The sequence below is a fragment of the Pleurocapsa sp. PCC 7327 genome (assembly GCF_000317025.1).
Lineage (GTDB): Bacteria > Cyanobacteriota > Cyanobacteriia > Cyanobacteriales > Microcystaceae > Hydrococcus.
In genome coordinates this window covers 2806079-2832614 of the sequence record NC_019689.1, presented here as the reverse complement: position 1 = coordinate 2832614, position 26536 = coordinate 2806079, and the positions used below count along the sequence as shown (strand labels likewise).

General features: G+C 44.8%; 30 protein-coding genes and 1 pseudogene. 20 read left to right on the top strand and 11 right to left on the bottom strand.

Going from position 1 to position 26536, the window contains the following annotated elements; translation table 11 throughout:
• The first annotated feature begins 15 nt into the window (after positions 1 to 15).
• Positions 16 to 1008 carry a pentapeptide repeat-containing protein gene (locus PLE7327_RS12585; protein ID WP_015144206.1) on the top strand — a complete coding sequence of 331 codons (993 nt, stop codon included), beginning with the start codon at positions 16 to 18 and terminating at the stop codon, positions 1006 to 1008.
• A gap of 54 nt (positions 1009 to 1062) precedes the next feature.
• Here the strand turns inward: PLE7327_RS12585 and PLE7327_RS12580 are convergent, their stop codons facing one another.
• Positions 1063 to 1911: a methyltransferase domain-containing protein gene (locus PLE7327_RS12580; RefSeq protein WP_015144205.1), complete on the bottom strand. Its 849-nt coding sequence runs from the start codon at positions 1909 to 1911 to the stop codon at positions 1063 to 1065.
• A gap of 137 nt (positions 1912 to 2048) precedes the next feature.
• Positions 2049 to 2369, bottom strand: coding sequence for a hypothetical protein (locus PLE7327_RS22700; protein ID WP_217523109.1), 321 nt, complete (start codon positions 2367 to 2369; stop codon positions 2049 to 2051).
• A gap of 386 nt (positions 2370 to 2755) precedes the next feature.
• Here PLE7327_RS22700 and PLE7327_RS12570 point away from each other — a divergent pair.
• Positions 2756 to 3620: pseudogene (locus tag PLE7327_RS12570) on the top strand (IS5 family transposase).
• 78 nt (positions 3621 to 3698) lie between these two features.
• On the opposite strand, the gene PLE7327_RS12565 reads toward PLE7327_RS12570, so the two are convergent.
• Positions 3699 to 4910, bottom strand: coding sequence for a glycoside hydrolase family 10 protein (locus tag PLE7327_RS12565; RefSeq protein ID WP_015144203.1), 1212 nt, complete (start codon positions 4908 to 4910; stop codon positions 3699 to 3701).
• Between the two features lie 215 nt (positions 4911 to 5125).
• Between PLE7327_RS12565 and rraA the strand changes: the two genes are divergently transcribed.
• Both rraA and PLE7327_RS12555 read left to right on the top strand, forming a co-directional pair.
• Entirely contained in the window at positions 5126 to 5620 is a 495-nt protein-coding gene (gene rraA, locus PLE7327_RS12560) for a ribonuclease E activity regulator RraA (protein ID WP_015144202.1), read from the top strand.
• 162 nt (positions 5621 to 5782) lie between these two features.
• Complete coding sequence (locus tag PLE7327_RS12555) at positions 5783 to 6169, top strand: DUF423 domain-containing protein (protein WP_041392108.1); 387 nt, start codon at positions 5783 to 5785, stop codon at positions 6167 to 6169.
• On the opposite strand, the gene PLE7327_RS12550 is transcribed toward PLE7327_RS12555, so the two are convergent.
• Entirely contained in the window at positions 6159 to 6506 is a 348-nt protein-coding gene (locus tag PLE7327_RS12550) for a hypothetical protein (protein ID WP_041392106.1), read from the bottom strand. The two genes, PLE7327_RS12555 and PLE7327_RS12550, sit on opposite strands and share 11 nt — an antisense overlap.
• A gap of 432 nt (positions 6507 to 6938) precedes the next feature.
• Here PLE7327_RS12550 and PLE7327_RS24875 point away from each other — a divergent pair, with 432 nt between their 5' ends.
• The 6 genes from PLE7327_RS24875 (at position 6939) to aroQ (ending at position 11793) form a co-directional block, all read left to right on the top strand.
• Positions 6939 to 7085, top strand: a complete 147-nt coding sequence (locus PLE7327_RS24875) for a hypothetical protein (RefSeq protein ID WP_186005320.1) — start codon at positions 6939 to 6941, stop codon at positions 7083 to 7085.
• A 33-nt stretch (positions 7086 to 7118) separates the two neighbouring features.
• Positions 7119 to 8402, top strand: a complete 1284-nt coding sequence (gene glyA, locus PLE7327_RS12545) for a serine hydroxymethyltransferase (protein WP_015144199.1) — start codon at positions 7119 to 7121, stop codon at positions 8400 to 8402.
• Positions 8403 to 8572: 170 nt separating this feature from the next.
• Positions 8573 to 9628 carry an MraY family glycosyltransferase gene (locus PLE7327_RS12540; protein WP_041392104.1) on the top strand — a complete coding sequence of 352 codons (1056 nt, stop codon included), beginning with the start codon at positions 8573 to 8575 and terminating at the stop codon, positions 9626 to 9628.
• A gap of 72 nt (positions 9629 to 9700) precedes the next feature.
• Positions 9701 to 10957, top strand: coding sequence for a competence/damage-inducible protein A (locus PLE7327_RS12535; protein WP_015144197.1), 1257 nt, complete (start codon positions 9701 to 9703; stop codon positions 10955 to 10957).
• A gap of 210 nt (positions 10958 to 11167) precedes the next feature.
• Entirely contained in the window at positions 11168 to 11311 is a 144-nt protein-coding gene (locus PLE7327_RS24870) for a hypothetical protein (RefSeq protein WP_015144196.1), read from the top strand.
• A gap of 8 nt (positions 11312 to 11319) precedes the next feature.
• Complete coding sequence (aroQ, locus tag PLE7327_RS12530) at positions 11320 to 11793, top strand: type II 3-dehydroquinate dehydratase (RefSeq protein ID WP_015144195.1); 474 nt, start codon at positions 11320 to 11322, stop codon at positions 11791 to 11793.
• Between the two features lie 147 nt (positions 11794 to 11940).
• On the opposite strand, the gene PLE7327_RS12525 is transcribed toward aroQ, so the two are convergent.
• Positions 11941 to 13503, bottom strand: a complete 1563-nt coding sequence (locus PLE7327_RS12525) for an NAD(P)/FAD-dependent oxidoreductase (RefSeq protein ID WP_015144194.1) — start codon at positions 13501 to 13503, stop codon at positions 11941 to 11943.
• Positions 13504 to 13911: 408 nt separating this feature from the next.
• Between PLE7327_RS12525 and speE the strand changes: the two genes are divergently transcribed.
• Positions 13912 to 14820: a polyamine aminopropyltransferase gene (gene speE, locus PLE7327_RS12520; RefSeq protein WP_015144193.1), complete on the top strand. Its 909-nt coding sequence runs from the start codon at positions 13912 to 13914 to the stop codon at positions 14818 to 14820.
• 120 nt (positions 14821 to 14940) lie between these two features.
• Here the strand turns inward: speE and PLE7327_RS12515 are convergent, their stop codons facing one another.
• Positions 14941 to 15216 carry a GlsB/YeaQ/YmgE family stress response membrane protein gene (locus PLE7327_RS12515; RefSeq protein ID WP_015144192.1) on the bottom strand — a complete coding sequence of 92 codons (276 nt, stop codon included), beginning with the start codon at positions 15214 to 15216 and terminating at the stop codon, positions 14941 to 14943.
• Positions 15217 to 15527: 311 nt separating this feature from the next.
• Between PLE7327_RS12515 and PLE7327_RS12510 the strand changes: the two genes are divergently transcribed.
• Both PLE7327_RS12510 and PLE7327_RS12505 read left to right on the top strand, forming a co-directional pair.
• Positions 15528 to 15713 carry an NblA/ycf18 family protein gene (locus PLE7327_RS12510; RefSeq protein WP_015144191.1) on the top strand — a complete coding sequence of 62 codons (186 nt, stop codon included), beginning with the start codon at positions 15528 to 15530 and terminating at the stop codon, positions 15711 to 15713.
• Between the two features lie 446 nt (positions 15714 to 16159).
• Positions 16160 to 16588 (top strand): DUF2294 domain-containing protein, encoded by a 429-nt coding sequence (locus tag PLE7327_RS12505; RefSeq protein ID WP_015144190.1) that lies wholly within the window; start codon positions 16160 to 16162, stop codon positions 16586 to 16588.
• Positions 16589 to 16642: 54 nt separating this feature from the next.
• Here the strand turns inward: PLE7327_RS12505 and PLE7327_RS12500 are convergent, their stop codons facing one another.
• Positions 16643 to 17113, bottom strand: coding sequence for a response regulator (locus PLE7327_RS12500; RefSeq protein WP_015144189.1), 471 nt, complete (start codon positions 17111 to 17113; stop codon positions 16643 to 16645).
• A 257-nt stretch (positions 17114 to 17370) separates the two neighbouring features.
• On the opposite strand from PLE7327_RS12500, the gene PLE7327_RS12495 reads away from it, so the two are divergent.
• Both PLE7327_RS12495 and rppA read left to right on the top strand, forming a co-directional pair.
• Positions 17371 to 17598, top strand: coding sequence for a hypothetical protein (locus PLE7327_RS12495; protein WP_015144188.1), 228 nt, complete (start codon positions 17371 to 17373; stop codon positions 17596 to 17598).
• Between the two features lie 86 nt (positions 17599 to 17684).
• Complete coding sequence (gene rppA / locus PLE7327_RS12490) at positions 17685 to 18401, top strand: two-component system response regulator RppA (RefSeq protein ID WP_015144187.1); 717 nt, start codon at positions 17685 to 17687, stop codon at positions 18399 to 18401.
• Here the strand turns inward: rppA and hisH are convergent.
• Entirely contained in the window at positions 18382 to 19020 is a 639-nt protein-coding gene (gene hisH, locus PLE7327_RS12485; protein ID WP_015144186.1) for an imidazole glycerol phosphate synthase subunit HisH, read from the bottom strand. The two genes, rppA and hisH, sit on opposite strands and share 20 nt — an antisense overlap.
• A gap of 66 nt (positions 19021 to 19086) precedes the next feature.
• On the opposite strand from hisH, the gene PLE7327_RS12480 reads away from it, so the two are divergent.
• From PLE7327_RS12480 to PLE7327_RS12470, 3 genes are all read left to right on the top strand, one after another.
• Positions 19087 to 19596: a pyroglutamyl-peptidase I gene (locus PLE7327_RS12480; protein WP_015144185.1), complete on the top strand. Its 510-nt coding sequence runs from the start codon at positions 19087 to 19089 to the stop codon at positions 19594 to 19596.
• A gap of 14 nt (positions 19597 to 19610) precedes the next feature.
• The gene (locus PLE7327_RS12475) at positions 19611 to 20129 is read left to right on the top strand and encodes a YidH family protein (RefSeq protein ID WP_015144184.1); all 519 of its coding nucleotides are present in this window, start codon (positions 19611 to 19613) and stop codon (positions 20127 to 20129) included.
• Positions 20130 to 20194: 65 nt separating this feature from the next.
• Entirely contained in the window at positions 20195 to 21184 is a 990-nt protein-coding gene (locus tag PLE7327_RS12470; protein ID WP_015144183.1) for a glycosyltransferase, read from the top strand.
• Here PLE7327_RS12470 and PLE7327_RS12465 read toward each other — a convergent pair.
• Positions 21168 to 21740: a hypothetical protein gene (locus PLE7327_RS12465; protein WP_015144182.1), complete on the bottom strand. Its 573-nt coding sequence runs from the start codon at positions 21738 to 21740 to the stop codon at positions 21168 to 21170. The genes PLE7327_RS12470 and PLE7327_RS12465 overlap by 17 nt on opposite strands.
• 256 nt (positions 21741 to 21996) lie before the next feature.
• Positions 21997 to 22194, bottom strand: a complete 198-nt coding sequence (locus PLE7327_RS23440; RefSeq protein WP_015144181.1) for a hypothetical protein — start codon at positions 22192 to 22194, stop codon at positions 21997 to 21999.
• A gap of 251 nt (positions 22195 to 22445) precedes the next feature.
• Here PLE7327_RS23440 and PLE7327_RS12460 point away from each other — a divergent pair, with 251 nt between their 5' ends.
• A complete protein-coding gene (locus PLE7327_RS12460) occupies positions 22446 to 23207 on the top strand; it encodes a pentapeptide repeat-containing protein (protein WP_015144180.1) in 762 nt (253 codons plus the stop codon).
• Positions 23208 to 23568: 361 nt separating this feature from the next.
• On the opposite strand, the gene PLE7327_RS12455 is transcribed toward PLE7327_RS12460, so the two are convergent.
• Entirely contained in the window at positions 23569 to 24930 is a 1362-nt protein-coding gene (locus PLE7327_RS12455; protein ID WP_015144179.1) for a TldD/PmbA family protein, read from the bottom strand.
• A gap of 170 nt (positions 24931 to 25100) precedes the next feature.
• Between PLE7327_RS12455 and PLE7327_RS12450 the strand changes: the two genes are divergently transcribed.
• A complete protein-coding gene (locus PLE7327_RS12450; RefSeq protein ID WP_015144178.1) occupies positions 25101 to 26420 on the top strand; it encodes an aminopeptidase P N-terminal domain-containing protein in 1320 nt (439 codons plus the stop codon).
• The last annotated feature ends 116 nt before the right edge of the window (positions 26421 to 26536 follow it).

The window sequence follows — 26536 nt, the reverse complement described above, 5'->3', positions numbered from 1 at the left end:
ATTAACAGAAGTGCTATGAAAGTTGAAGAACTACTGAAAAAATATGCGGATGGAGAAACTAACTTTAGCGGCATTAAACTGCCACTAGCCAATTTAGCCGAGGCAGATCTAATTGGGATTATCCTCAATGAAGCCGACCTTCAAGGAACTAACTTACTATTCGCTTATCTAAATCGAGCTAATTTATCTAATGCCAATCTTGTCGGTTCTAACTTGAGCGGAGCGAGTCTCAATCAGGCAGATCTCAGCGGCGCAGACCTTCGCAGCGCTAACTTACATGGAGCCACCTTACAAGGAGCCAACTTGCAAGAAACCGATATTACTCTGGCAATTTTGCTGGATGCCAACCTAGTTGGCGCAGACTTACGCGGGGCTGACTTGAGCGGCGCAACCCTGATAGGCGCTTGTCTGAGAGGGGCGAATCTCCGTCAGGAGAAGAAAAGTTACAACACCAACTTGCAAGGAGCCAATTTGGCGGGTGCGGACTTACAAGGGGTCAATATGAAGGGGGTCGATTTGGTAAGAGCGAATCTGGTCGGTGCTAACCTAACAGAAGCCAATCTGCGGGGGGCTGACTTGCGCCAAGCGGATCTCAGCCGAGCCAATCTTAAAGGTGCCGTACTAACAGAAGCGAATCTAACCGGGGCTAAACTGATTGGCGCGAATCTGACTAATGTGAATTTAGTGCGTGCCCAGATGGTACAAGCAGAGATGCCAGAAGCCAATTGCCAAGGAGCTAACATGACTCATGTGGTATTGACGCGGGCTAATTTAACCATGGCAAATTTGCGAGCGACGAGAATGAATCAAGCCGATCTCAGTCGGTCAAATTTGGCTGATGCAGATTTGAGCGAAGCAGAATCGATCGGAGCCTTTTTTGCCAGAGCTAACATGATTGGAGCAAATCTTAGTTATGCGAACCTGACACAAGCCGACCTGATGAGCGCTAACCTGACTGCGGTCAAGTTAACAGGCGCTACCATGCCCGACGGGAAAGTTCATGGGTAGTGCAAACGTCCCAATTGGTGAAGGGAAGAAACCTGGAAACACTAAAATGGCTCGCTACTTGGTGGCGCAGAGCAAACCAAAACGAATCAATCCGCGTTGATAGCCGCGACTCATCAGCCCAAGGGAGAAGGCAGCTTGAATGGTTGTCCAACTGCTTTGCAAAAGACCGAGAATGGCTTTAGGCTCGAAAACCGAATCGATGACTACATCCCAAAAGGGAGCAACCGCCATAGACCAATCGTCGGAACGGAGATCCCTAAAGCCACACGAAAGCGCGATCGCTTCGTATTCTGGCAGCGAAATGACATAAGGCAAGCGATACACGCAATAAATCTCTTCTAGATGGCGTTGTTCGTCGCTTGTGAGTTCTCCGGCAACAGAGTTGGTGGGACGATGACACCAGGTTACCAAAATCAACGTTCCACCCGGTTTGAGCACTCGGTAGCATTCTTGCAAAAACTTGGTCTTATCTGGCATGTGTTCGCCACTTTCTAGCGACCACACTAGGTCAAAATTATTATCTTCAAAAGGCATATTTTGGGCATCAGCTACTTGAAATCGTACTTTTTCTTCTAAATTGAACTCTTGCGCTCTTTTCGTGGCTCTAGCAGCTTGAGCAGGCGATAAGGTGATTCCTGTCGCTTGGGCGTTGAATTTCTTGGCTAAGTATAGAGTACTGCCGCCGATGCCGCATCCAACATCAAGAATATTTTCGGCAGTTCGTACCTTTGACCAGTCGAGGAGTTCTTCAATCAGATCGATTTGTGCCTGACGGCGATTTATTTTATAGGTACCAGCCCTACCATAATAACCGTGGTGCATGTGTTCCCCCCAGATTTCTTCCCACAGTCTGCTGGAGGCATCGTAGAATTGTTGAATTTGCCGATTGAGGCTAGAAGTCATAAACTGTCATCTTCTAACAAAGAAATAATTACTCAATCTATAGTTAATCTACTAGGAAATTACAAGACAGCTCTCACAGAAAGCGAATCTGTATAAACGTTTTGGTATAAGCCCTTGGTTCTTGAGCAATTCGCTTTTTATAAGTGCCAAACTTCCGAACGTCCCCGACGGCGGCTCAAAATCGCTTCGGCATAGCCAATTGCATCCTCAGTTCCCTTGATGATGACGAGATACCTACCCCGCTTATAATATTTTTGAAAAAACTGCCAACCTGCTTCAGAAAACTCCTCCTCGTCAAAGCGATCGCAAACTGTCAAACCCGGCATCCAATCGTAGCGCTTGCCTTGGCGGGCAACTAGAGCGATCCAACTCATCGGAAAGCCTGCCTTTCTGAGTTCCTCAAGCGCTACTTTAGCATCGCGATGGTGCAGAAAAACACCAACTGTACGCCGATGCAAATTCCCTTTTTTGCTAATCGTCGAGGCGTCGCAAGCAGTTTTTGCTTCAATAGCGCAACGATCTGCGCTTGCCCGTGCCGAATTAATTTTCTTTTCTCTAAAACCAAAGTTAGCTAAAACAAAGTTCGCGATTGTTTTATTGAACGAAAGCGATTCATTCACTGGGGTCAATCCAAATTGCCGACATTATTAAATTAGCTGCTCGATATGACGGCATTGTGACAGATATATGGCAAGCTTGTGTCAAGATAATTCGCAATTGACAATTCGCCGATGCTCCTTCACTTCGTGGGAGTCCGCGTCAGTTCGCAATTAGTTAGCAGCTCTGGGTGTCAGGCTTTTTCCTTGAGTAGACCTCCAGCAAAAGTCAGAGTAAGTTAGGTAAAATAAAACCAAATTACAATTCGAGTTATGACTTACTCTCAAGTAAAAATTTAAAACCGACAGAGTTTAAACGGCTTTGTGGAGTATATCCAGAGACGTTTAAAGAGATGGTAAAAGTTCTAGAAGCCGAAAAAGTCTTACAAAAAAAACAGGACGACCAAATAAATTAAGCGCAGAAGACCAAATCTTAATGACTCTTGAATATTGGCGAGAGTATCGCACCTATTTTCATATCGGAACTAGCTGGGGAATAAACGAGACAACGGCTTTACGAATCACCAGAAAAGTAGAAGATATTTTAATGAAATCGGGACTTTTCAATCTGCCTGGGAAAAAAGCTGTTCAACCCCAAAATACAGAAATTGAAATTGTCGTAGTAGATGTAGCAGAACATGAAATAGAAAGACCGAAAAAACAAAAAGCTTACTACAGTGGTCGGCAAAAGTGTCACACGATAAAATCGCAAGTTTTAGCTGACGCAAAAACGAGACAAATTCTTTGTATTGCTCATGAGAAGGGAAAAAGTCATGATTTTAAGATTTGGAAAAATAGTAAAATAGGAATCGAACAACAGATAGAATGTTTGGCTGATAAAGGATATCAAGGAATTCAGAAACTTCATCCCAACAGTAGAATTCCCAACAAAAAAAGCGCAATCAACAGTTAAGTCTAGAGCAAAAGAAGTTTAATCGTAAGTTAGCAAGTGAAAGGATTGTAATTGAAAATATTCATCGCAGTCTAAAAATATTCAGAATTCTTTCAAGTCGATATCGCAACCGAAGAAGACGGTTTGGGTTGAGATTTAATTTGATTGCTGGCATTTATAATTATGAACTTCTTTCCCACTCCAATTATGCGATCGCGTAACACTTTTGCAGGAGGTCTAGTATCTATAGCGTTCTTTTTTAGAAATGGTATAACTATCCATACAAAGGAACCACATTGCTATTCGATCGCGAAACCGCGAGATGCGAAGCGGCGTGCGGGGACGGGGAAAAGAGATTGAAATCCAGCTTGTCGCTCGGCGATGGGTTCTGGAGCATAATCCCAGAGACTTTCGTAGAAGAAGAAGCACACACCCAAGCCGCGATCGCGAGCTGCTAACACCTGAGACTGAACTTGTTGCATTGGAATCGGTTTATTTCGCAATCCTGTTAAAATACCAACTCCTGTTGGAATCTTTTGTTGTGCTTCTTGAATTTCTGGACGGTTAATCTTTTCAAGAAAACTTTGTAAATCGGAAAGATAAATTTGCACGATTAGCTCGTCTACGATATTCTTCTGTACCCAGGCACGCCAATCTTGCAGGTGTGCTTTATAGGCAAAGTCATAGGAGGTAGGAGCAACTGAGAAAATCGCATGGGGCTTGTTAGCTTTTACAGCTTTGTTGAGTCGTTCCATAAACGCCGCGATCTTATTGGCACGCCAGCGCACCCATTCAGGATTTTGAGAGTCGGGATGGGGATTTTTTTTAGTCTCGCGGGCATACAAGTCAATCGTATAGCGATCGTAGCCTAATTCCCTGGGCAAACTCATGTGATCGTCGAACTGAATGCCATCGACATCATATTGGCTGACGATTTCCAAGACGAGATCGGTGATAAACTGCTGCACTTCCGGAAGGAAAGGATTGAGCGATACAACCTCGCCAGCAGCGCTATTCCAAGTTTGGCTGCCATCCCGCCGTTGCGTAATCCAATTAGGATGATTCAAGGCAAGTTCTGATGTGGGGGGAGTCATGAAACCGAATTCAAACCAAGGAATCACTAGCAAGCCTTGACGATGGGCTTCGACAATAAGATTGGCGAGCAGATCCTGTCCTTGTATACCCTGGTAGACAAAGGGTTGGATGCCCATCCGTTGTGCTACGGCACTGGGATACATTACATAGCCGGAATTCCATACTACCGGATAGATCGTGTTGAAGTTTAGTCGCGCTAGTTGGCTGACAGCATCCCGAACTTTGGCGCGATCGCTGAGTACATCAATGTCATTGATAGTTAACCAAACCCCGCGAATTTCCTGACGAGGGTACTGCGCGATCGCCCAAGGAGATCTGCCTGCTAGCAATATCGCAATTAATGAGATCGAACAGAGGATTGGGAGAAGATATTTTAGCAATCGTTGCCAACTTTTAGAAATGAAATTTAATTTCATAGACATGAGTCATGAGTTGGTTACCCAGGCACGCAATCTTGTAGAGCGCATCATTCCACGGCTAGAATTCACTAGCCTCTAGTCTACAAGTATTTAGATTGCTTGCTTAAAGGTTTAGTTAATTATTAGGCTAAAATATTTTTAATTAGGTATTTAAATCATTCCAGCACAACTACTGCATTCGCTAAGATTTCTCTGGTTTGTTGGAGGGGATTGTGCCGAATACCACCGATTTACTCGATGCCAATGAAGTGCTCATCGATGAAGGTAAAGTGCGTATTGTCGCACCTATGTTTCGCGACTACGGGGGCAACATCGAGTTTAGCGGTTCGATCGCCACTCTCAAAATCTTTGAGGATAATTCTCTTGTGCGCGAAATGCTCTCAGAACCGGGTAACGATCGTGTCCTCGTTGTAGATGGGGGTGGTTCGCTACGCTGTGCGCTTCTTGGCGATCGACTAGGCGAATTAGCCGTTAAAAATGGTTGGGCTGGACTGGTCATTTACGGTGCAATCCGCGATGCGTCTGTAATTGCCAAACTTCCGCTAGGCGTTAAGGCACTCAATACTTATCCTCTTAAAAGCCTCAAGCGCGGTTTGGGCGACAAAAATATTCCTGTGCGTTTTGGCGAGGTTACGTTTGCTCCGGGGGAATGGCTATATGCTGACTTAGATGGGATTGTCGTCAGTTCTGTTCCCCTTTCTGCCTAACAAAGAGAAAGCGTTTAACTCGATTTTCCCAAATAAATTACTTGCTCTGCTGTTAAATTTAGTTTGGGAAATAGATTCGGATTCTATGCGATCGCTGATGGAATAATTTATCTTGGTTGTAGTGATGACTATGAAAAGAGTCGATCTTGAAGTCAAACGATGATGAGTCGAATTTTTATCGCGATCGCGGCAATTTTAGCAGGCTTATCCGTTGCAGCGGGAGCATTTGCCAGCCATGCACTGAAAGCCAAATTAACAGAACGCTCCCTAGAAATCTTTGAGACAGGAGCAAAATATCAAATGTATCATGCCCTTGCTTTGTTATTGGTTGCCATTCTGTTAAGTCGTGCCGAAACGGTTACCATCCCGTTGATGGTGGCAGGTTATGCTTTTATCGTTGGGATCGCGCTTTTTTCTGGAAGTTTATATGCCCTGAGTTTGAGTGGCATTAAATGGTTTGGGGCAATTACTCCTCTGGGAGGTGTAGCGTTTTTAGTCGGATGGGGAATGCTTGCGATCGCAGCTTTCGCCTATAAAACTATCCTGTAACATTCCCTTTTTTAGGCACTGCTGGCAACTCTTCGGTAGGCGATAAAGAGCCATGTTGTAGTAACTCATCAGGGATTTTGAGGAGCGATTCTGATGGAGAATACTTTCGCTCAAGCAGATTTTTGATTTCGGTTTCAAACTTGCGCTGTCCTTGTTCAAAAAATCGTTGCGAACTGTTAGGATAGCTCAATCCATTAATGATTTGTTGAGTTTTGGGCGTGGACGGCAAAACTCGCGAGGTGGACGGCACGGTTTGAGTTTTGGCAGCAGGCACAAGAATAAGGAGCGAGACAACTGATGTCAACGCTAGAATGGTTTTTTCGAGCGAGCTAAACATAATAGTTAAGTGCGAGAGATAATTACGCTGCACTCTCCATACTCAATACACCTGATTATTAAGCTAATTTCTATATCTATTTTAACGTCAGTTCGGGTTAAGGCAATTTAGTTGCCCATTCGCGCAAGAATAAGAGTTTCAGCCGATCTCGAACTCGAATTATATTGCAATTATATTGCTGTAGAGACGATCGGGCTAAAAATATTGCTTTCTTTAAACAATTCAACCATTAAATTATAGATTGTATATTATAGATTGTCTCAAAAGTATAGAATGTCATATTGAGCGTAGCGATCGCGAAGCGAAAGATCTTATTCCTCCTTTGATAAATTGTTTTAAAAATCTAGAAACGATTTGTAAAAAACTCGATCGACCTCTAAAAACAAGATCGTATAAAGACAAAATAACCGCCACGACGATGAGAATGACAATATGTCATTCAATTCTCAAATTTGGGTCGTGCTGCAACTGCGGGAGTTAGATCGAAGGGTGCGATCGCGCCATGCCATAGCGAAAGAGAATGGCGCAAAAAAGCTAAAATTATGGATAGTTACAATTCGTAACCTCAAACCCAGATAATATATTTAGCTAGTAATTAGGAATTCGCCGAACGTGTCTCAAACCAACTTAGATATTCTGGCTCAAACCGATCCAGTCGTTGCCGAAATCATTCAGCACGAACTCCAGCGCCAACGCGATCATTTGGAGTTAATCGCTAGCGAAAACTTTACCTCTGCTGCCGTCCTTGCCGCACAAGGTTCCGTCTTAACCAACAAATACGCTGAAGGATTACCCGGAAAACGCTATTATGGCGGCTGCGAATATATCGACCGAGTAGAACAACTAGCGATCGATCGCGCCAAAGAACTCTTTGGCGCTGCCCATGCCAACGTTCAGCCCCATTCCGGCGCACAAGCGAACTTTGCCATCTTCTTGGCGCTGCTAGAGCCAGGAGATACAATTATGGGAATGGACTTGTCCCACGGCGGACATCTGACCCACGGTTCGCCCGTCAATGTCTCTGGCAAATGGTTTAAAGTTTGCCAGTACGGAGTCAACAAAGAAACCGAACGCCTCGATTACGACCAAATTAGAGAATTAGCCCGAAAAGAACGTCCCAAACTGATTATTTGTGGCTATTCTGCCTATCCTCGCATCATCGAATTCGACAAATTCCGCGCGATCGCCGATGAAGTAGGTGCATACTTGCTTGCCGATATCGCCCACATTGCCGGATTAGTCGCTACCGGGCATCATCCCAACCCCATTCCCCACTGCCACGTCGTCACCACAACTACCCACAAAACGCTGCGCGGTCCTAGAGGCGGGTTAATTCTAACTAACGACCCCGAGCTGGGCAAAAAATTCGATAAAGCCGTCTTCCCAGGCAGCCAAGGAGGACCCTTAGAACACGTCATCGCGGCTAAAGCCGTAGCCTTCGGCGAAGCTCTCAAGCCAGAATTCAGGACCTATTGCGGTCAAGTGATTGCCAACGCGCAGACAATGGCAAAAGCATTAATCGATCGCGGCTTCAAGATCGTTTCCGGGGGCACCGACAACCATCTCATGCTAGTCGATCTCCGTTCTATTGGTATGACGGGCAAGCGTGCCGATGCATTACTGGGCGACGTAAACATCACTGCTAACAAGAATACCGTGCCCTTCGACCCGGAATCCCCATTCGTGACTAGCGGATTGCGTTTGGGTTCGCCTGCCGTAACCACCAGAGGCATGAGAGAAGCGGAATTTACCGAGATTGCCAATATTATTGCCGATCGCCTGCTCGCTCCAGAAGACGAAGCCGTCAAGCAAAACTGTCTGAGTCGAGTCGCTAGCTTGTGCGATCGCTTTCCCCTCTATCCCCATCTCAAAATTCCCGTACCAGCACTCGCTTAAATTTCACCGTTCTCTACCATTTTTTAGACCAAGAAGAAACTAAACTAATGACTAATGACTCATAAGTGATGACCAATCGCGTAAACTTGGGTTACTTCCCGAACACAAGGAAGGTGATTGAGGTAAACTCTGCCACAGAAAACCCAAGTTCGCTTACTCTTCCCACACCCATGCCCGGAGAGCTATATCATCTAATTGCCTTCCTCTTCTCGATGACTGTCGTCCTCTGGAGTACGCCAGTCGTCAGAACGATCGGTCTCAAAAGTGGGTATATCGATAAACCCAACGACCGAAAAATCCACGAACGTCCCATGGTGCGACTGGGAGGCGTTTCCATCTTTGTCGGTACCCTGACAGCAATCCTCCTTGTCTGGTGGCTGGGAGGATTTAAAGGACTTTATCAACCCAAAGAATGGGAAATCCTCGGCGTTATTTTGGGGGGAATTGCCTTCTTCCTAATCGGTTTGGCGGATGACTTATATCACTTGACACCAGGTTCGAGATTGGTGATGCAAACAGTTTTTGCCGCCGCTGCTTGGGGAATGGGAGTTCGCATTGATTTCCTGACAGTTCCTTTCGATGGCTTAGTTCATACTAGCTGGTTGAGTCTGCCGATTACAGTTATTTGGCTAGTAGGCATGGCCAATGCCATTAACTGGATCGACGGGGTAGACGGATTGGCGGCGGGAGTTTCCGGCATCGCTGCCGTAGTGATGTTGATTGTCACGCTTTTTATGAAACAACCAGCCGCCGCCTTGATCGCTGCTGCTTTGGCAGGGGGGTCGTTAGGCTTTCTGCGCTACAACTTCAACCCAGCACAAATCTTTATGGGAGATGGCGGGGCTTATTTTATGGGCTTTACCCTAGCAGCAGTCGGCGTAATTGGTTTGGTCAAAACGACGGCAGTTACGGCAGTTTTACTCCCATATTTAATTTTAGCCGTGCCGATTTTGGATATGTCAGCCGTCATTTTTTCTCGTCTGAGCAAAGGCAGATCGCCCTTTAAGGCAGATAAAAGCCACCTCCATCACCGATTGCTAGAAGCAGGACTTTCCCAGCGCTTGAGCGTCGTTTTTATTTATGCGCTGACGCTGTGGGTGGGCAGCTTAGCCCTGGGGTTTTCCAATATTCCTAGCGGTTGGGGATACGCGATCGGGGCAACAATGTTGTTATCCTATGTGGGTTGGCAAGTCTGGCGCAATAGTCGGCGAATTAACGAAGATTGATTTACAAGTGAGAAAGCACAAGTCAGAAGTATTTAACTGACTGGGACTTCAAACCAATCAAACTTTCTAGAGATGAGTGCAGAAATTATTTGCGTTGGAACCGAACTGCTTCTGGGCGATATCCTCAATACTAACGTTCAGTTTTTAGCGCAGCAGCTAGCGAGTCTGGGCATCCCCCATTACTATCAAAGCACCGTTGGCGACAATCTAGAACGATTGCAGCAAGTTATCGAGATTGCTAGCAAACGCGCCTCTATCCTCATTTTTACGGGGGGATTGGGGCCGACTCCCGACGACTTGACGACAGAAGCGATCGCAAATTTCTTTAAGACGCCTTTAGTCGAACGACCGGAAATCGTCGTAGATATCGCCCAAAAATTCGCTAGTATCGGGCGTAAAATGACTCCTAACAACCGCAAGCAAGCTTTACTCCCCGAAGGGGCGGAAGTCTTGCCCAACCCCGGCGGCACTGCCCCCGGCATGATTTGGCAACCGCGTCCGGGATTGATAATTCTCACCTTTCCTGGCGTTCCTAGCGAAATGAAGCGGATGTGGCAGGAAACGGCAGTTCCTTACCTCAAAAGTCAGGGTTGGGGCAAAGAAATCATCTACAGCCGTATGATGAGGTTTAGAGGCATAGGCGAGTCAGCTTTGGCAGAAAAAGTCGCCCCTCTCCTCGATTTAACCAATCCCACCGTCGCGTCTTATGCCTCGCTAGGAGAAGTAAGGCTGAGAGTGTCTACTAAAGCAAGTTCCCAGGCAGAAGCGATCGCGTCGATCGAACCCGTCGCCCAACAAATACGCGATCTTGCTGGATTAGATTATTATGGGTCTGACGATGATACACTCGCCTCAGTCGTCGGACGATTGTTACGAGAGGCAAAAGAAACGGTGAGCGTCGCCGAATCCTGTACTGGAGGCGGATTGGGAGCTATGTTTACGACAGTTGCAGGCAGTTCCGACTATTTTATCGGGGGCGTTATCGCTTACGACAATCGCGTCAAGATTTCATTACTGGGAGTCAATCGAGAGGATTTAGAACAATTTGGCGCTGTGAGTCATCCCGTAGCCCAACAGATGGCAGCAGGCGTTCAAAAGCAACTGAAGACGAATTGGGGATTGAGCATTACTGGCATTGCAGGTCCTAGCGGCGGCACCCAAACTAAGCCAGTCGGATTGGTTTATATTGGTATAGCAGCCCCCGATGGAACGGCGCAGAGTGTAGAATATCGTCTGGGGGCAATGCGTGATCGCGGATCCATTCGCTCGCTCGCAGCTGCTAATGCCTTGGATCTATTGCGGCGCAGGCTGTTAACAAGAAAGAGCTAAAAATTGTAAATCTTTGTGCAAGCCGTACTCATTTTTAAAAGCTGTGTTAATCTTAATATAACTATAAAAAGTAAAAAACTAGGTTTGTCATTCTAAGAACTGGCAAGTCGAACCAATATAATTAACGTCGATAGCAAAAAACAACCTAACAGCTCAAGGTCTGACAAGCTAAAAACAACAAGCCACTATATCAGAGGAGCCGTCTGTTCGATGGACTATTTGGACAAAGTGTTGGAAAAGCTGAAAGAGTGGGCGCGTAAGCTCATCGAAACCCTTCTCGGTCCCGAACCCGAACCAGAACCAGAGCTGATTCCCATTCCAGTTAACGATCCTCAGCGTCGCCAACACCGATAATCCTCCTAGTGTCTTCCGATAGTTTGCATCAACTATGTATTTTGGTTCTCCACGGTCCTAATCTAAATCTATTAGGGCATAGAGAACCAAAATTTTATGGAACCGTCACCCTAGATGATATTAATCGTCTTCTGGTAGAGGAGGCAAAAGTATTAGGAGCCACAATATCTTGCCTACAATCAAACCACGAAGGCGTTTTAGTTGACGAAATCCATCGCGCTTTAGGAAAGCACGAAGGCATTTTAATTAATGCAGGAGCTTATACTCATACGAGTATAGCCATTCGAGATGCTCTCTCAGCCGTTGAGATTCCTACGGTTGAAGTTCATCTGAGCAATATTTATCAGCGCGAAGATTTTCGCCATCATTCTTACATTGCGCCAGTAGCAATCGGTCAAATTAGTGGATTCGGAGCAGAAAGCTATCGTCTCGGACTGCAAGCTTTGATTCGCTACATTAGAAAATCAAAGAGTGAAGGATAGAAAAATAATAATATGCTACGATCGCGATGGTTCGAGGTTTCAGCGCAAATTTAAATTGCCACTAATGTCGATCTCGTCGTCGCCTAGAAAAGCTGACAAAATGCGATCGCTCTCACATTAGTTTTGAGTAAGAGCGATCGCACAATCTCATCTCGTTCCGACTAAAGGTTGAGATGCTTCGATTGGTTTTCGGATCGATCGCCCCGATATCAACTCTACTACATCCATTCCATTGCCAATCACGCCCGGAACGCTAGGATAGCCAGCACTTGCGCCGACTAAGAAGAGATTCGGCAATTCGGTTCTATATCCTAAACGGTTTAAGCCAACTTGTTTGGGAATGAGGTTCGCACCGTAAATATTGCCCTGCGGTTGTCCCAAATAGAACTCAGTAGTCGTAGGCGTGCCATAGAGTTTCATGCGGGTGTGAGCATTCACATCGGGAATCAAATCCTGCACGCTGACCATCGTCTGCTTATAAACTTCCCGTTTCTTGGCTTTGTATGCCTTGGGATCGGTTGTGTGCAAATGTGCAAAGGGTTCGTAGGAACAGATGGTGACGATCTCCAGAACATGATGCCCCTCTGGTGCCATGCCGGGTTCGCTGGATTTCATAGTCGGACAGGACAAGAAAATCCAGGGATGACTGAGGTCGCCCTCTAGCTGACGCTGGTAAGCCTCGTTCAAGTTGCTATTTGGATAGTACCAGACATTCCAGTTCCCGATACCATAGCGCTGCGGATCAAAACTGCTGTCCAATCCCAGGTAAATGTTGAATGCGCTGGCTGAATATTGGTAACTGGTCAGACGTTGATACTCTTGTACGCTCAAGGCATCCCTGTCATGCATTAGCTGAACCGTCAATTTAGGGTCTAGATCGCTGATATAGGCTTTGCTTGCCCGATAAGTTTCGCCACCTGCCGTCACGCTTTGGACGAGATGATTTTCTACTTGGATATGTTCCACGGGGGTTGAAAGCTTGACAACGCTGCCTCCAGCAACAATCGCTTCTACAATAGTGTCAACAAAGTGCTTAAAGTGATGTTGGGGATAGTAAGCCCCTTCGGAATAGTCCCAAACCAGCGAGGTATGAGTAATTAATGCAATGTCTTTGGGGGGCAATCCATAATCGCCACTCTGTCCTGCTAATATGGCTTGCAGTTTGGGCGACAGTCCGACGCGATCGTAGAGATCTTGCAATGTCCAATGACTCTTGATAAAGAGATTCCAGTATTTTGGCAGCTTTAACCAATCCGTCCACTTGCGATCGAACCAGCGAACTTCCTGTTGCAAGTCGTGCATTTCTTGATGGAGGTGCTTGATTTCATCGCAGTAGCGATTGATGGCAACTGCTTCTTCCGGAAACGTAGCTAGCAAACGATCGCGCAGGTTTTCCCAACCTAGAGGAATCTTAAACTCGGTTTCCGGTGTAATGACGCGATCGATGCAGTCCGGAGCGAGACTGCTAAAAGAAACATCGCGATCGATGTAGTTGAGAAATTGAGAAATCGTCTGACCGGAACCGCATTGCGAAATGTAGTGTACGTCCGCACAAAAGCTATACTCGCCATAGTCGAAAGTGTGGCAACACCCACCTGGCAGATAATGCTTTTCTAGAACTACAACCCGATGTCCCTGCCGAGTCAGGCAAGCTGCTGCCGAAAGTCCGCCTAATCCCGCGCCCAGAATGACATAATCAAAGGTTTCCATCTCAGATTTCCTCCATCTGCACGTCCATACAAGAATCTGGTAATTGAGAACTCTGCTGTGAAGGTTATAAAAGATCGATCGGAGAATAGTAGAGAGTAAAGATTGAGTCTTAATCGAGAGTTAGATCGACAATTGAATATTGACTGATGTGAATTAATTAAGTCGAAGCGATCGAGATTTTTTTGCTTATATAATTTAGCTTATCAAGTAACAAAACCTATATTTAATTAAGTTGAACAATCTTTGTATTTCTCAACCTAAAGTTACCTTCTCTAAGCGAGTAAATTCCCGCTTGAGGGGGAAATAATCTAAAAGACACTTTTTTCGAGCGATCGCTTTTACTACCATCTTGAGCCGATCGCGCTGACATCGTATACTTATCCCCTGGAACTCTATAGGCAGCTTAAGATGACTAATCCCGATCGACCTGCTTCTGAGCTGGCATTTTCCCAATTCAATCCGTCTGAATGGGTGATAGATGGTAATGAAAGTATTGCACTATCGATTCATATTAAGGGCGATCGCCTTTTTAAAGAAGACTCCCCCTACCAAACGGTAGAAGTATTCGATACTTACGGGAATGGAAAAATGCTGACCATCGATCGCATGGTCATGTGCACCGAAGCAGATGAAGCATCCTATCATGAGATGATTGCTCATGTACCAATGCAAACTCATCCCAGTGTTAAGGACGTGCTGGTCATTGGTGCCGGCGACGGGGGAACGATTCGCGAACTGGTTCGCTATCCGGGGATCGAGCGGGTGACAATGGTAGAAATCGATGAAGCTGTCGTGCGAGCTTCCAAACAATTCTTACCGACAATTTCGTCTGCGTTTAACCATCCAAAATTGAATTTATTAATTGACGACGGGATTAAATTTGTCAAAGAAGCTGCTGATGCTTCCTACGACTTGGTTATAATCGACTCTTCAGATCCGGTAGGACCATCGGAAGGACTCTTTACAAAGTCGTTTTATGAGGATGTCTATCGCTGTTTGCGTACTGGTGGGGTAGTAACGGTACAGAGTGAGTCGCCATCCTATAATCCCAAAGCATTTATCGAACTCAATCAATGCCTCAAGCAAGTTTTTGGCAGCGATCGCGTACATTGTTATTTAGTATTTATTCCCATGTATCCAACGGGAATGTGGAGTTTGACCTACTGTTCCAAGCAGGGACCGCATCCAATCGAAAATTTTGATTACAACAAAGCCAAACAATTTGCTAAAGAGCACGACCTGCGCTACTACAATGCAGATATTCACAAAGCAGCATTTTGCCTGCCAACTTATGTTCAGAAAATGATAAATGGGTAATACAGAAAAAAGCAGAGCTAAAACTCTGCTTTAGTTTGCCTTGGATACCGAAGCTCTCTTATGTCTTTCTGAAGCCATTTTGTCTTTCTCCCATAAGCGCTCGATGTAAGTTCGAGTAGCCTATGCAGCGCGGCGAGTAATCAATCCCCAAATGAAAATCAGCAATATCGCTCCAAGAACGGCAAAAATAATGCCGCCAATCGATAAAGTTCCTGTTGCGGCGGCGGCAGCGCCAGGACTTCCCAATAAAACTTGACCTAAATAGCCGCCGACTAGAGCGCCCAAAATTCCTAACACGATAGTGGCTATAATTCCGCCGCCTTGATGTCCGGGGTAGATTAGTTTTGCTAGTGCTCCAGCAATCAGACCTAAAACTAACCAGGCAATAATATTCATCCTTTTTTCTCCTTGAACTGAGTTATTATCTCTGGATTAACATTTTTAAATTTATCGAAATTGCTGAGTTCTTTTCTTCTATCAAATTGGATAAAAAAAATGAAATCTATCTGTCTCTAGGGTGACAGGTTGTCTCAAAAGTATAGAATGTCGTGTTGAGCATAGCGATCGAAAGCAAAAATTTGAATTATATCTTCTGACAGAAGCTTACCCTATCAAAAGGATATTATTTTGGAGATAGCAATGAATTTGTATTGTTATTAACTAAAGTTTTTTCCAATATTCTTGCTCGTTAAATGAGAGGTGTAAAGATGAATGCCGATCCACTCAAACTAAATCTAGAACTGACTTTAGAGCAACAATTTCAAATGAGACTTATGGAACAATCTGCACAGGAAATGAGCCGCGAACAAGCAATTTCACTGTTACTTGAAACAGCCCGATTGTTGATGATGAAAGATAATGCAATTAGATTGCTAGTCAAACAGATTATTTAATTAATGGCTTTGCAAGCGATCGCCTAAATTCTCTTCTTAAAAATCTTAGCATCTATCTACAGGATGATTTAGCTTCGAGCTAGATTCTAACTATATCTCTAATAATCTTTGAGTTTATGTAGCTACTACTATTGCTTTTGGAACTACTACAATCCATGACTTATTTGATTGATTGTAGCAATTGTTTTTGACAATAACCACAAGCGATATCAAGGATTATTTCGCGAGAAAGATGTAAATTTTCATAGAAAATCATAGATTTAAGATTACGAGGATCGATTTATTTCTTGTCGTTCCCAGTCACGACAAACCTTTCGGACTGGTGACGATTAAAGCGATGGCAAGCAGAATGCCGTGGAAAGAAATTACACTGCCTTCGATAACTTAGAGGATCTGTTTTTTCTCTGACTTGTCATTGCAGTCTAAATCAATAAAAAGGTACGCCAATGACAACAACTAATCCAACTCGCGGACAACTGGAGAGAACGCTCAGCCAGCGCATTCAATCCTTCTATCGCAACCAACTCGGACATCAACCGACTAAGGTAACCTGTCAGTTATTCGAGCAGAAATTAGTCATCATTATCGAAGACTCCTTGACTCCTGCCGAGCAGCTTTTAGCTCAAGAAGGTCAAGAAGAATTGGCAGAACAGATCCACTCCACTTTAGATGAGGTCACTAAACCCCAAATAAAAGAGTTGCTCGAAGAGGTTATGAAGGTTGAAGTTATTGACTTGCTTAGCGACGCTACTCTAGAAACGAGTCGTACGGGAATAATTGCTGTCCTTGCTGCTAACCCGCAAGTTCGCAACCCAGAGACTATTCCTGGAGTGAGATCGAGAAGACCGTCTGCCAGAAGTAACGATGTTGCATGAGAGCATATTTTACGAAGTAAGAGAAGATTCCGCCATCAAAAGGCGGAGGATCTCCTACTCCGGAAGCAAACACATCCGCTCCTCCGCCTCAGCAGCAACTGCCATCGCAGGGAGTCGATCGAGGTAGCGACTGAGAATTGCTTCTAAATCCTCAAACAGATAAGGTTTGCTGAGATATGCGTCGCAACCGACATTGAGGATTTTCTCTCGTTCTCTCGGCAAAGCTAATTGCGTGACTGCGATGAGGGGAATGCGAGCGGTCAAACCGTTATTTTTAAGAAGACGAACTAGCTCGAAGCCGTCTAACTTTGGTAAAACCATTTCCAGAACAATCAGATCGGGCGGGTTTTCTCTAGCTAAAGAGAGAGCTTCTCTGCTACTTGTCGCTCTCAATAAGGTGCAGTTAAACTGCTCGACTACGTACTTAACTAGCAACAGGTTATCTTCATCCCCATCTACAGCAAGAACCAAGGGCGTTTTTTCAACACTCGCTTCAAAACGATCCACAAAACCGTTTAAATCCATCTTCTGTCCCCTCAAAAAAATTCAACGAGTCGGACGAAGCATACTCTGAGTGGCTTAACACATGGCACTTGAGCTAGAGCTGGTTCGTATCCCTATTTCCAAGTCAATAAGCCTTACCAGTTTGCTCTGTTGATGGGGGAAACTTCGCCTTTTGATGGCGGAATCTCCTTCCACTTCGTGAAGAAAAGGCAATTTGAGTTGGAGATGAAACACTTTTTGCTACACTAATTCTAGAAAAATTTAAGATTTTGTCAATCATGGAAAAACTCATCCGCTTGGATGAGTCTGACTTGAAAAGTCAATACAATTTTCATTTCTATTTCTCCTTCGGTGGCGATCGCTCGCCCAATGCATCGGTGCAATTCTACTTCGATCGCGATCGCTGCTTTTTAGATAGAGAGACAATTAAACACGAGGGCGTGTTTTTCATTAACTGGTTTGCTCTGGAGTTAAATCCAACACGCCCGTTACAAATCTTAACATAATGCTCGTTTCATTAACGAGTCACAAGCGAGTTAATGAAAGGGAGTTGTTTGCGAAATGGAAAATATATTCTGGGCGGAAAATAGATATGCGAATTCTTTTAGTCGATGACGAGGCGGAACTGACCGATCCTCTCACTCAAGTGCTATCCCGCGAAGGTTACGAGGTAGATGTAGCCGATAACGGGATAGCGGGGACGGAGTTGGCGCTGCAAAAAGAGTACGATCTAATCGTTCTCGACTGGATGTTGCCCTACAAATCGGGGATAGAGATTTGTCGAGAATTGCGATCGCGCACAAAAACAACGCCAGTCCTGTTTCTCACTGCCAAAGATACGGTTGACGATCGCGTGATCGGGTTAGACGTGGGCGCAGATGACTATCTCGTCAAACCCTTTGAGTTGCGGGAATTGCTAGCGCGAGTCCGTGCCTTGTTGCGCCGTTCGTCTGCCTTCGATGCGAGTGTAACCGAAACCGAAGCGCGAATCAAAGTTGCCGATCTCGAACTCGATAGTGAAAATCAGGTTGCTTACCGTCAGGGACGGGCAATTCATCTTTCAGAAAAAGAAATTAAGCTGCTGCATTTTTTTATGTGTCACCCCGGTCAATTATTGACCCACGAGCAAATTTATCAATACTTGTGGATGGAGAAAGAACAACCCAATAGCAATGTTTTGGCGGCACTCATTCGCTTGCTGCGCCGCAAAATTGAAGCGGATGGAGAATCGCCTTTGATTCATACGGTTTATGGCAAAGGCTATCGTTTCGGAGAACCAAGCCAGGAAATTACGCGATCGCGTAGTTAGGCGTTACTTGTGCGACAAAATTAGACAGGATTTTCAGCCCGTTATCTGAAGATTTTTCTGGGTGAAACTGCACTGCTACTAGATTATCGCGAGCGATCGCAGCCGTAACCGTTTGAGAACCATGGGTTACCATTGCCGCACGCACGTCGGGATCGATGGGATCGACGTAATAAGAATGGACGAAATAGACGTAGGGATTTTCGGGTAAACCTTGCCAGACGGGATGGTTGGGTTGGGTTAATTGCAAGCGATTCCAACCCATATGGGGAATGGTCAATCCGGGTTCGGAACGAAAGCGGCGCACCATGCCCCCAATAATGCCCAATCCGGATTCTGTTCCTTCCTCCGAACCGTCGAAGAGGATTTGCAGTCCCAAGCAGATCCCTAAAAATGGCTTTCCGCCGGCGATCGCAGCTTTAATCGGTTCTTCCAAATGGCGCGATCGCAAATGTTGCACTGCCGGATCGAATGCCCCTACTCCGGGTAATACTAAAGCATCTGCTCGTTCGATATCTTTGGGAGAACCGGTAACTTTGGGAGTTGCCCCTGCTTTTTCTAAGCCTTTGCAAGCCGAGTGCAGGTTTCCCATGTCGTAGTCAATTACAGCAATTAGAGCCATTGAAAATTTTGGGGTCTAAATTGGAAAATATCCTCGTCTTCATCCATCCTATTCCAAGTTGCTGCGATGGCAAAAAAAATCCTACTTACTTCCTTTCAAACTTGGCTTCCCCATCATGTTTCTAATTCCTCTGACGATTTATTGGCACAGATTCAAGCAGAGGAATTTCTTTTGGCTTCTCTAACTTTTTTAAGGCAATTACCCGTCGATATTGCCCTCGCCAGTCAAAAAGCGATCGCGACGATTCAAACCCTACAACCGGATGCCGTCATTTGTTGCGGAATGGCAGAGTCTCGCGATCGGCTTACCATTGAATCTAATGCTAGTTGGAGCCAGGAACAGATTTACACTTCCGTTAACCTAGAGCAATTAATTGCCAAATTATCCCATACAAAAATCAGCCACGAGGCAGGTAAATTTGTCTGCGAAGGATTGTACTATCAAGTTTTAAGGTATCTCAAACAGTTTCGCCCCCAAAGTCACTGTCTTTTCATTCACGTTCCCGTCCTCACCGAGATTAATTTGCCTGAAATTTTGGCAGATTTTCGCTTAATTCTCGAAGAGATGGGGGCTTGAATTCTAGAGTTTCAATGAGTCAAAATTCTAAAATCGATCGCCAAAGAGAACATCAAGCCAACGAACGCACATTTCTAGCATGGCTGCGTACTTCGATCGCGCTAATTGGATTCGGATTTGCCATTGCCCGATTCGGCCTCTTCTTGCGCCAACTCAACCTCGCCGTAACTCGCCAGCAAGCGCCAACTCGTTCGCTATTTAGTTCGGAAGTTTTAGGAGTCAGCTTAGTTGTCTTGGGAATTGTGACGATCGCTTGGGCAGCTTGGCGTTATAATCGAGTTTTTTGGCAAATCGAGCGCGGTGACTACCGAAGCGATCGCTTTATGGTCTGGGTTATAACCGTAATAGTGACGCTCTTGGGAATGTTGAGTCTTCCCTTACTGCTTTGGCGCGATCGCCAGACGCAACCGACTACACCTGACTCGGATCGATTGCAGCTGCAAAACTCGCGATCGCTTCTCAAACGATATCGTTCGAGAAAATCTATAATTTTGCAGACCAAGCTTGGTAAATTTGATTGCTGGACTCTATAACTATGACTTAAAATTAAGAGCCTTCATAATAATTCCGCAAGCGATTCGAGTCTAGGAGATAGGTAATGAGAAAGCTTTACTTCTTAGTTCCCGGAACTGGCGGCAAATTTGCCTGCGGCGGTCTTTGGGCAGAATTAAAAATTCTCAATCTGGCGAAACGAATTTGCGATGCTGAAGCAGTTACTTATCGTCAAAGGGAAAAAGATACCCTTTTTCTTGACGATTTGTTGAAAGAGAAAAATTTAGATCGTGTCATATTCGTGATTAGTTGGGGATTTGACGTTGCCAAACTCGCCGCCAAGTTAAAAAACTGTAATGTGGTCTATCATGCCCACAGTGCGGGTTATCGATTTACCCTGCCTTCTACCATTCCAATTATTACCGTTAGCCGCAATACTCTCGGATATTGGGGACAAAAATCTCCTCATTCTCCGATCTATTATTTACCCAATCAAATCTCCGATGAATTTAGCAATTTAAATTGCGATCGCGATATCGATGTTTTGGTGCAAACTCGAAAATCTTCTGAGTATTTACTTAATGAATTAATTCCTGCATTGCAGAAACAATGTAACGTCCGAGTTATTGATTCTTATGTAGAAGATTTACCCGGATTATTTAATCGAGCGAAGGTTTATCTTTACGACTCTGCTGAATATTGGGCGCTACAGGGAGTCAGCGAAGGATTTGGCTTACAACCGCTAGAAGCACTTGCCTGTGGTTGTCAGGTTTTCTCTAGCGTCAACGGCGGACTGTCTGATTATTTAGACCCTGGTTTTAATTGCTATAAAATTGCCGGATACTCAAAAGAATACGATTTCGATCGCATCTTAAGAGTTATTAATTGTCCAGTTTTGCCTGCTTTATCTGAAGAGTTTCTTGCCGAGTATCGAAGTGAGAATGTTCTTAAGCGTTTAACGATAATTTTGCAGGAAATTAATGAGTTTTTCGATTATAAAAAATACTGTTCTTCTCAGATTGCAAATTTGACAACGATGCAGATTTTTAAATTGAAGGCGCAAAAGATATTAACAAAAATCAGGAAGAATATTTAGCTAATTCAATCCAATTTTGAATGCCTTTCTTGGTCGGCTGTCCTGTAGGAGTAAATGTCCAAATATCTCGTTTGTGTTGCGAGCCATAACTAATGTGAATCGGTCTATCTCGACCATAAAAATATAGAGAATCAAAAGGTAACTTTTGAGATAAAATCCAGTCAACTAGGGAATCGCTAGGAAACTCTGCGATCGCAAAATCGCAAGCAGCCCCTAATCGCTTACAGTAATAATTTCCCTGACGATTTCTCTCATGACTCACATGTTGATCTCTAGCGGGATCTATGCGACCATTTTTGATTCCCGTTACTGGATCTTTTTTCTCTAAAAAACGCTTTAGATCGGGCGAACAAAATCCGTAAGTTAATTGAAATCGATCCCGTCCAAAATAATCGATAACTGGATCGATAATAAATTGATTGAGGTCTTTTATAGCAGCAATTGTTTCTAAATTTTTAGGAAAAGGATCGATATTTGCCGTATATTTTTTATAAGTATTAGTACAAGTGCAAAATTCTTCTAAAGTTAGATATTTCCCAAGTTTAGTTGCTTTCATTAGCGATTTTTTAGAAAAGAATTGAATTAACGCGATCGCCTGTTTCCTCAACCTTTTAGCCAGCTAATTTTTTCAGAAAAATATAACAATCCTAAATAATTTATAAGATGGAATAGATTGCAAAATCTCCTTGGCTTTTTGATCTGGAGGGGCGCTTCGCCTATTGCTTGCGCCTTACTGTATTTGAGCATCTCGCTCACACTATTTTTCACAATTCATTCAAAGCTAATCGCTTAACTGACAGCGATTATCTGACTCATCTGAGATTATCTGACTCATCTGACGCTGTAACTGGCTTAACCACAACCTTGCCATCTTCAACAACCGTACAATTCTCAGTTTTATTTTTACAAAGGGTGGCTGGAGCGTCGTCAGATCGATTTACCTTAGAAATATCTCGCTCCCGTTGTTGGTTGAGAACAACAACGCTAGGAGCAGCATTAGGAGATGACATTTGAAAGATTCCAAACCCTACAGTAATTATAATTGTTGTAAGATTTCTCGCCGTAAGAATTACTATATATATTATCTCACGAGAATCGTTACCAAAAAAATAATCGAACCGATGGTTTAGTTAAAGTCTCTACCAAAAGGTAGACGCAAAAGTAGAGGAATATTTTTTTAGGATAGAATAGCTAGAAAAACCTGCGTTTGTAGCTTTTACATAAAAGTAGGCGGGAATATCAAAACCGAGCGAATTGTTAAATGGCTAATGTAGAGCATCTTTCTCGAATTCAGCAGGATACAAAGAGATGGCTGGAATGGAGCAATAATAACCAAAAGATTTCTCTCGATCCTGAAACAGCGGCTCATTTAAATGGAGCTAAGCTATATGAAATCGAACTAACAAGCGATCGCTTGAGTCAAAATAATCTTCAAAATGCCGAACTGAGCAATGCTAATTTAGTAGGAGTCAATCTCAGCGGAGTCGATCTCAGCGATGCTAATTTGATCGCCGCCAATTTGAGCGAAGCCAATTTGAGCGGTGCCGATTTGAGTCATGCCAATCTAATTGGAACTGTATTGAAAAAAGCCAATCTAAGGAGAGCCGATCTCAGCGCCGCCAAACTCATCAGAAGCAATCTCAGCGAAGCCAACTTGGTAGATGCAAATTTGAATGAAGCCGATCTCAGTCAATCTAATCTCTACGAAGCCGAAGCGATCGGTGCGTATCTCTACCGAGCGACTTTGTATAAAGCTAAACTTGTTGAAGCTCACTTAAGCAAAGTTTACCTCGTTGGTGCCGATTTGAGGGAAGCTCATCTCTATCGCACCGATCTGCGATATGCTCACCTCACTAAAGCGAATCTAGGCGGCGCTCATTTGCTAGAAGCTAACTTAAGCGGAGCTAATCTTCGGAAAGCTAATCTACGAGGTGCTAATCTGCAAGGAGCCGATCTCAGATGTGCTAATCTCCACCAAGCAGATTTAAGAGGTGCTAATCTTCAGGGAGCGTTATTCGAGTGAACTACCCGACGCTGACCTTCGGTACAGAACGGCTTCCGAACTCACGGGAGACTGCCTTAGAACTGAGATCTTGCACCTTTGGCATCAACGCCTAGAACTAAGGTTCTAGGCTCAAAGCTCAACTCGATTAAAATCGACTGAAATTCCTATCGAGTCTTCTTTAATTTATGTAGTGCGAGATTTATGTAGTGCGAGCGGGACGCTCGCTTTTCAAGACACGAAACGCTCCTCTAGAGCGAGGTACAAGCACCTTGCTCGTGACCAAGACGGCTTCGTGTCTTGGCGATCCGGCACCCAGCGTTGCCCTCAGCGAAGCGCGAAGGGGATCGCGAAGAATTTAAAATACTACATTTATACTACATCAAACACTATCGGTCACGCTACTGAAATTAAACGCCTTCACCTTGACTCCAGGAACGACCGTACTATCAAATCGCTGCACGCTGCTGATGGCTTCGATATCTCGCAGCATATCGGGCAAACACTGATTAAAGCGAAGATTTTTGATGGGGTAAGCAATTTGACCGTCTTCAATCCAAAACGTCCCGTCTCGCGTCATTCCCGTCACTTCCAGGGTACGAGGATTGACGTAGCGCACGTACCAAGAGCGACTAACTAAGATTCCTCGTTCGGTTTGGGAAATTAAATCGGAAAGACTTTGCTCGGAACCCGTCATGACGATAGGCGACATAACTCCTGTGGGCTGCTTTCCTTTTTCCTGCGCCCAGTAACGACTGTAGGCAAGGGTTTGAGGAATTCCATCTTTGACGATTTCTAGATAGCCATTGCTTAAGCCATCGTCAAAAAATGTCCCGGATTGCAGTAAGGGATGAGCGGGATGGCGCTGTACTTGCACTAGAGGACTAAACATCGCTTCGCCAACGCGATTGCCGATAGGATGTCCTGCTTCGTCGGTACGAGACATAAAAGAACGCCCTTCATCGGCTGCCCTTGCATCCAAATTCCAAATGACCCAGGGGAGTAAGCCGAAAAAAGCCGCCGCATCGAAGACGACGGGATAAACTCCTGGCTGAATTTCGCGAGGATTGCAGGAAGCGATCGCTCTTTGGATGACTTGTTCGGTTATGTCTTCTATGGGCAACTGCGCGATCGCAAAGGCTGTCTGATTGCCCCAACTCGAACCGTTCTTCAGACGCGCCGTGACGCTGAAATCTGCCTCGGTTGTGCGATTATAGGCCCGCAATCCCAATGAATTACCGATCGCTCGTACCGATGCCTCTGTACTGAGCGTTCCAGAACTGTCTGCATTTGCTTGGCGGCAGAGAGAGCAGACTTGTTTGACGATTTCTCCCCTCTCCAGAGGAGAAAGGATTGCTGTCTCCAGATCGAAAGCAGGAGAACGCTTTTCGTAGGTTTGGGGTTCTAGTAAAGGCATCCATTCTGGGTCTTCTGGCGCAATGCGAGCGAGATCTTGAGAACGCCGAATGGTTTGTGCGATCGCGTCTGCATCGAGTTCTGTTGTAGATGCAGAGGCACTGCGCTTGCCAAAATAGCTAGTTACAGTGAGACTGAAGCGATTTTTGCCGATATTCTGGCTAATTTGATTTTCTGAGAAGCGGCTGAGGGAAGATTCGCTGGAACTGAGACTGACGAAGACTCCTTCTGCCTCGGATTGTTTGATGACCGATTCAATTAAGGAAGTGGCTTCATCTTCGCTCAAAAGCGTCGGAACTTTGGCAGTTTCGGAGTGAATGCTAAACATGTGTTCTGGGATTGAGGAGGATAATTTATCCCTTATCGTAGCAAGAGCGATTCGTTCTCATCAGATATTACCCCTTTTTCTCCTTGGCGATCGCGGCTTCTCTGTCGGTCAGTAAGATTAAGATAGATAAATAAACTGTTAATACTTCTACACAAGATAACAATTAAAACATGGGCATCGATCGCAGCGAATACCGTCAGCGTCGGGAACAATTAATGGAGAAGATAGGCAATGGTACAGCAATCTTTCGCAGCGCTCCTACCGCCGTGATGCACAACGATGTAGAATACATCTATCGCCAGGATAGCGATTTTTTTTATCTGACAGGGTTTAACGAACCAGATGCAGTAGCAGTCATTGCCCCTCACCATCCAGAGCACCGCTTTATTCTCTTCGTACAACCCAAAGATCCAGCCCTAGAAACCTGGACGGGCTATCGTTATGGTGTAGAGGGGGCAAAAGCGATCTTCGGCGCAGATGAAGCGTATTCGATTGCCGAACTCGATGAAAAATTACCTCAGTATTTAGAAAAAGCCGACCGGATCTATTATCATCTGGGACGCGATCGCGTTTTTAATGAAAAAATCCTCTCCCACTGGCAGAGATTGATTGCCACCTATCCCAAACGGGGAATGGGACCAGTCGCGATCGAAGATACCAACCTCATCTTACATCCCATGCGACAAATCAAGAGTCCTGCCGAATTAGAAATGCTTCGCAAAGCGACGGCCATTTCTGCCGCCGCACACAATCGTGCCAGAGAATTTGCCAAAATCGGGCATTACGAATATCAGATCCAGGCAGAAATCGAGCATACTTTCCGACTCGAAGGAGGGATTGGTCCGGCTTATCCTTCTATCGTTGCATCGGGTGCTAATGCCTGCATTTTGCACTACATTGAGAATAATTGCCAACTGCAAGACAACGATTTGTTGCTCATCGATGCTGGATGTTCTTACGGTTATTACAATGGCGATATTACTCGAACTTTCCCCGTCAACGGCAAATTTACCTCAGAACAAAGAATTTTATATGAAATCGTTCTAGAGGCACAATTAAAAGCCATTGAAGCCGTTCAACCCGGAAAACCCTACAACAACTTTCACGATACAGCAGTGCGCGTCCTGGTAGAGGGATTGATGGATTTAGGACTGCTGGTAGGAGACATTGAAGAAATTATCAAAGAGGAGAAATATAAGCCGTTTTACATGCACCGTACCGGACATTGGCTGGGGTTGGACGTACATGATGTAGGCTTATACAAGTGTGGGGAAGAAACTTGGCAAACCCTACAACCCGGTCATGTATTAACGGTAGAACCGGGACTTTATATTGCCCCAGATATCAAACCCGCAGAAGGCCAACCAGAAGTTCCCGAAAAATGGCGAGGAATTGGCATTCGCATCGAAGATGATGTTTTAGTCACCGCTGATGGACGGGAGGTTCTGACGGCTGCCGTACCTAAAACAATCGATGAGATTGAAAGATAGTATTTCTTAGATCGCGTATTGGATTTAGCAGACTTATCATTATTAGCTGGATTCGTGCGCGATCGCTTTTTATTTTTGTTTTTATAATTTTCATTTATTGATATTTTTTTATAAAA